Below are 5,305 nucleotides of genomic sequence, written 5' to 3'. Positions count from 1 at the left end.
AAATAAAGATTTTGAACAAGATGAAGTTTATGAAGGAAATAACGTTGATTAGGTGCTGAAAACGGGAATTATTCAAGCATGGTAATTCACCGTTTTTATAGCTTCCTATAGTGAGATGTTATGTTCACATCATATGTATACGATATTTGTAACTTAATATAGCATTACTGGAACTTCAAAATTAGTAGTTAAGGTTGTTACCTTATAGAGTGTTATATATAACTTAGCTAAAAAAGCACAAATCATATAATTTGCGCTGTTCATTATCTGTTTTTTGGTAAAAAATTATAGTTTTTGTTACATTAATACTGTACGATACATAGTATAAAACACATACTGTATGACATATAGTAATGGAAATGAGGTGAGTGAATGGATACTTTATTAAATTCGTTAATTACTGAGTTAAGAAGAGGGACATTAACGTTAGCTGTTTTAAGTCAATTAAGAACGCCGCAGTACGGATATTCACTTGTCCAGTTATTAGAGCAATCAGGGGTTACAATTGATCAAAGTACTTTATATCCACTACTTCGCCGATTAGAAAAGCAGGAATTAGTGACGAGTAGTTGGGATAAAACGGAGAGTAGACCTCGTAAGTATTATGTTTTAAGTGATTATGGATTAGAAATATTTTTGCAGTTGAAAAAAGAATGGATAAAGGATTCGAAAGAACTTTATAACTTATTAAAGGAGGAGGAAGAGAATGAATTTAATTGATCTCTATATCCAAGAGGTTGCGAAGAGATTACCTGAAAAAAATCGTGAAGATATTACACTTGAACTAAGGTCAACTATAGATGATATGTTACCTGAAGATTATAATGAGAAAGATGTAAAGAGCGTTCTCGAAAAATTGGGGAGTCCGGTTTCATTGGCTAATGGTTATTTGGATAGACCGATGCATTTAATTGGACCACGTTATTTTGATGTATATACAACGTTGTTAAAAATGATTATACCAATCGCAGCTGTCATTGCACTCATATCAATGGTTGCAGAAAATTTTATAGGCTATAGTGGTGATCAAGCGGTATTAAATGTTATTTTACAATTGATAGGTAAAGGCATTGGGGGAATTTTTGAAGTGGGCCTCCATGTATTTTTCTGGTTGACAGTTGTGTTTGTTATTTTAGAAAGAACAGATAAAGACAAAGGTATCGAGCCGTTGACGACAAGTTTAAAAAAATGGACACCAGATGATTTGAAAAACATCTCGTATATCCCAAAGAAAAAAGCAATCTCGAAGTTTGAAGTTTTTGGAGGTTTAATGTGGACAGCAGTTTGGGCTACACTTTACTTTTATGCGAATTATCTTGTTGGCGTATATAACGGTACGGCAAATGGACTGAAGTTTGTCTCGCCAACTTTTAATCAAGATGTTTTATTGCAGTACTGGCCAATCGTTGTAATTATGATCGTTTTTGAAATATGTATATCCCTTTATAAATTAGTGCAGGGACAATGGACGCAAAGATTGGCGATTGGGAATGCTATTCTTCAAATAGCTGGGACGATAGTATTCATTGTAATTGTAGTAAATCCACATGTATTTAACGCAGGGTTTATTACGTATTTGGCAAATGCATTTACTATTTCCTCAGAGGAGTTTAAAACGTGGCTCATTGGGGGAGGAATTTTCTTCTACATGTTATCTGCTGCAATAAATATATTTGATGGTTTCCGAAAAGCTAGTATTCGTATGTAGATAAAAATCGGAAATTTCGATAAAATAAAACTATTAAAAAGATAGTAAAATAAGGTGAACATGATGAAAGGAAGAAAATAATGATAAGGGAAGCAACGAAAAAAGATTTAGCATACATTTTAGATATTTATAACGATGCGATACTTTATACAACAGCTGTATATGCGTATAAACCTGTAACCCTTGAAAATAGAATAGATTGGTATGAACAAAAAAAGGCTGAAGAGTATCCAATTATCGTATATGAATTAGATAATAAAGTAGTAGGATTTGCGACATTCGGCCCATTTAGAGCGTGGCCTGCTTATAAATATTCAGTTGAACATTCTGTGTATGTAGATAAGGCATATAGAAAAAATGGCATTGGGTCTTCATTAATGAAAGAATTAATCAAAATTGCAAAGGAAAGAGAGTATATGACCTTAATTGCTGGAATTGATGCAGAGAATGAGAAAAGTATTGCCTTGCATCAAAACTATGGATTTGTTCATGCAGGAACAATAAAAAAAGCTGGTTATAAGTTTAATAAATGGCTAGATTTAGCTTTTTATCAGCTGGAACTTAACGGTCCTGAAAATCCTATAGAAGAATAAATATTTTTCGGTAGCAAGAAAAAATTCATGCTACCTTTTTCTTATTTTAATAGCTAATGAAAAGGTTTTTTACATTCAATGTTGAAATATTAGAAGTTAATATAACGATATAAAAAGAGGGATAGAAATGGAAACTGTTATAAATAAAATAAAAGAGGTACAATCTAATTATGTGGGAATGGAAATTTATTCTACAAAAAATAATCGTATAGTTGCTTCGTATAATAGTGAATTAAATATTCCGTTAGCATCAGCAGCAAAATTAGTCATTGGATTTGTAGTAACGCAAATGGTGAAGGAAAATAAACATAATTGGAATGATATACTTCATTACATTAAATTTAATCCACATGAAGATAGTGCGCAGTTATATCCGCATTTACAAGGAAGAACTTCTTTAACACTTAGTCAAGCGGTAGAGGTAATGATTGCTTGTCATGATAGTTACGTTGCACAGTCAGTTGTAATGCACTGTGGTGGATGGGATGCTGTGAAAATGTACGCACAAACGTACTTTTCAAAAATTCATATACAAGAGAATGCTAGAGATGAGAAAAATGTTGGAGAATTAAGTGAAGTTCTTGCCCTTTTCATACAAACCTTTCAAGGTTATAAATCAGAACCAGAATTATGGGAACCAATTATTAGCGGCATGGTAAGACAGCAAGGAGAGTATGAAGAAATTCCATATTATCATATAACTCATATGACAGGTGGATTACTCACAGCTACAATAAATATTGGTATAATAGGAATGTTTAACGAATTTCCACTTCTTTATGTGATTGGGGGAAAAGATTTACCGAATCGCCGTGAAAATAAAGAGGTAGATGAAGCTTTTGCAGTAGTTTTAAAGTACATATACAAAGAATATAGTGAAAGCATGCTAGGAGTGAGCGATTGAAAAGAAACTTAAAGACTTTAACAATCATTATTTTAATTTTAACGATTATTGCTCTTGAAGTTGGAATCGCCCTATATGATCACAATTTGTCATTAGATACAATTTACTTTGCAGCGATCCTTATTTGTATTGTATTGCTTTTTGGCACACGTGTTTCTGAAGAGAAAGTACATCGAAACGAGGGCGAAGAAAAATAGCTGTTATATTTTGGCCATCTATTTTATTGTCTATCGCTTGTTTTGCAGTTATAAATTACATAAGGGTAGGCTATGTCTCTGTACCAGGGATAATTGGCTTTTCATGCTTTGTTACATATGGTGGATTCGTTTTGATTAGTATTTTAAAGGGGAAAAATAAAATGTAGCTTACTAAGTTGAAAGGAAGCAATGTATATGAAACATATAGAGAACGGTACACGTATTGAAGGAGAATACATTAAAAATAAAGTCATTCAATATAATATGTCCATCTTAACAGATGAAGTAAAACAGCCGATGGAAAAAGTAAGCCTCGTAGTAAAAAATGAAGAAGGAAAAATATTTGGTGGTGTAACAGGTACGATGTATTTTTATCATCTTCATATCGACTTTTTATGGGTTGATAAATCAGTTCGTCATGACGGTTATGGTAGTCAACTGTTACATAAAATTGAAGAAATTGCGAAGGAAAAAGGGTGCAGATTAATATTGCTAGATTCATTTAGTTTTCAAGCGCCAGAATTTTATAAAAAGCACGGTTACCGAGAGTATGGTATCGTTGAAGATCATCCAAAAGGTCATAGTCAGCACTTTTTTGAAAAGAGATTATAATAATATTATGTATACTGATTGATGGGAGAAAGCATATGTACACGTATAAATTGCAACAAGAACAAACAATCTGTGCAGAAAAAATTAAGAAGCTTTATGATTCTGTCGGTTGGTGGCCAGAAAGAAAAGAAGTCGATATTGAAAAAATGTTAAAGAATAGTATAGCCATTGGAGTATGGGAAGAAAATGAATTAGTTGGATTTGCTAGAGTCGTTTCTGATGGTGTTTTTCGAGCATACATTGAAGATGTTGTCGTACATGAGAATGTAAGAAATAAAGGTATTGGAGAGAAAATGCTTACAATATTACTTCGAGAAATATCTCATATTGATATTGTTAGTCTATTTTGCGGAGAGAAGCTAATAAAGTTTTACGGTGAGCAGCAATTTCAAGCAACGAAGCAAATTGTGATGCATCGTAATCAAACAGGGAAAGAATAAGAGGTGCCAATTAAAATGAATGCAACAAGAGCGTACTGTTTATCGAAAAGAAAAGCGACAGAAGATTCTCCAGATGGCTGGAGTGCAACATGTATGAGGCTTAATAATAAAATATTTGCGATAGTAAATCATGAAGAAGGTGAAAAGGCTGCGATTACATTGAAGTGTAATCCAGAAGTCGCATTAAGAATAAGAGAAGATTATCCAGAAACAATTATTCCAGGGTATCATATGAATAAAAAACATTGGAATACCGTTTATATTCATAAGGGTATAGAGCAGGAGCAAATTAATAAAATGATTGATTGGTCGTATGATTTAGTACTACAATCATTTTCAAAGAAAAAGCAGCAGGAGTTAATGGATTAATATGTATTAGGAGTGTGTGTAATGAAAGATTCGATTAAAGATACGTATGATAAATTAGCGAGTACATATAAAGAAAATCTAGATTTCGCAAATCCATATAACAGTTATTATGAAAGACCGGCGATGATGGAGCTTATTCCAAAGGAACTAGAAGGAAAAAAGATATTAGATGCTGGATGTGCAGCTGGATGGTATACTTCTCAATTCATAGGAAGAGGAGCAAATGTTACAGCAATTGATGTAAGTCCTGAAATGGTAAAAGCAGCAAAAGAAAATATAGGAGAAGAAGCGACGTTCCTTTGTCATGATCTGCAAGAAACATTGCCATTTGAAGATAATACGTATGATGTGATTGTAAGTTCATTAACTCTTCATTATATAGAAAATTGGAATCAAGTATTTCAAGAATTTCGTCGTGTATTGAAGCCAGGTGGAGAACTTATTTATTCTATTCATCATCCTTTTATGGATTTCACAAAGTT

The 5,305-nt window shown here is 32.7% G+C and carries 8 protein-coding genes and 1 pseudogene; all 9 read left to right on the top strand.

The window, feature by feature from the left end; translation table 11 throughout:
• Window positions 1-372: 372 nt before the first annotated feature.
• Complete coding sequence (locus tag ACQGSG_RS26205; protein ID WP_000380301.1) at window positions 373-720, top strand: PadR family transcriptional regulator; 348 nt, start codon at window positions 373-375, stop codon at window positions 718-720.
• The gene (locus ACQGSG_RS26200; protein WP_001048881.1) at window positions 707-1,708 is read left to right on the top strand and encodes an HAAS signaling domain-containing protein; all 1,002 of its coding nucleotides are present in this window, start codon (window positions 707-709) and stop codon (window positions 1,706-1,708) included. The genes ACQGSG_RS26205 and ACQGSG_RS26200 overlap by 14 nt, the downstream gene beginning before the upstream one ends.
• 80 nt (window positions 1,709-1,788) lie before the next feature.
• Complete coding sequence (locus ACQGSG_RS26195; RefSeq protein ID WP_000617511.1) at window positions 1,789-2,301, top strand: GNAT family N-acetyltransferase; 513 nt, start codon at window positions 1,789-1,791, stop codon at window positions 2,299-2,301.
• 127 nt (window positions 2,302-2,428) lie between these two features.
• A complete protein-coding gene (locus tag ACQGSG_RS26190; RefSeq protein WP_000450758.1) occupies window positions 2,429-3,205 on the top strand; it encodes a serine hydrolase in 777 nt (258 codons plus the stop codon).
• Window positions 3,202-3,569: pseudogene (locus tag ACQGSG_RS26185) on the top strand (hypothetical protein). Before ACQGSG_RS26190 ends, ACQGSG_RS26185 begins: the two are co-directional and overlap by 4 nt.
• A 28-nt stretch (window positions 3,570-3,597) precedes the next feature.
• Window positions 3,598-4,014, top strand: a complete 417-nt coding sequence (locus tag ACQGSG_RS26180) for a GNAT family N-acetyltransferase (protein WP_000680418.1) — start codon at window positions 3,598-3,600, stop codon at window positions 4,012-4,014.
• 35 nt (window positions 4,015-4,049) lie between these two features.
• Window positions 4,050-4,454, top strand: coding sequence for a GNAT family N-acetyltransferase (locus ACQGSG_RS26175; RefSeq protein WP_325843132.1), 405 nt, complete (start codon window positions 4,050-4,052; stop codon window positions 4,452-4,454).
• 15 nt (window positions 4,455-4,469) lie between these two features.
• On the top strand, window positions 4,470-4,823 hold the full coding sequence (locus ACQGSG_RS26170) for an MmcQ/YjbR family DNA-binding protein (protein WP_000994626.1): 354 nt from the start codon (window positions 4,470-4,472) through the stop codon (window positions 4,821-4,823).
• Window positions 4,824-4,844: 21 nt separating this feature from the next.
• A partial coding sequence (locus ACQGSG_RS26165) for a class I SAM-dependent methyltransferase (RefSeq protein ID WP_426948372.1) occupies window positions 4,845-5,305 on the top strand: 461 nt, incomplete at its 3' end.

The sequence above is a fragment of the Bacillus sp. GMa5/1 genome (genome assembly GCF_050172015.1).
Lineage (GTDB): Bacteria > Bacillota > Bacilli > Bacillales > Bacillaceae_G > Bacillus_A > Bacillus_A cereus.
The sequence above is the reverse complement of the archived record's forward strand: the minus strand, read 5'-3'. Positions and strand labels throughout refer to the sequence as shown.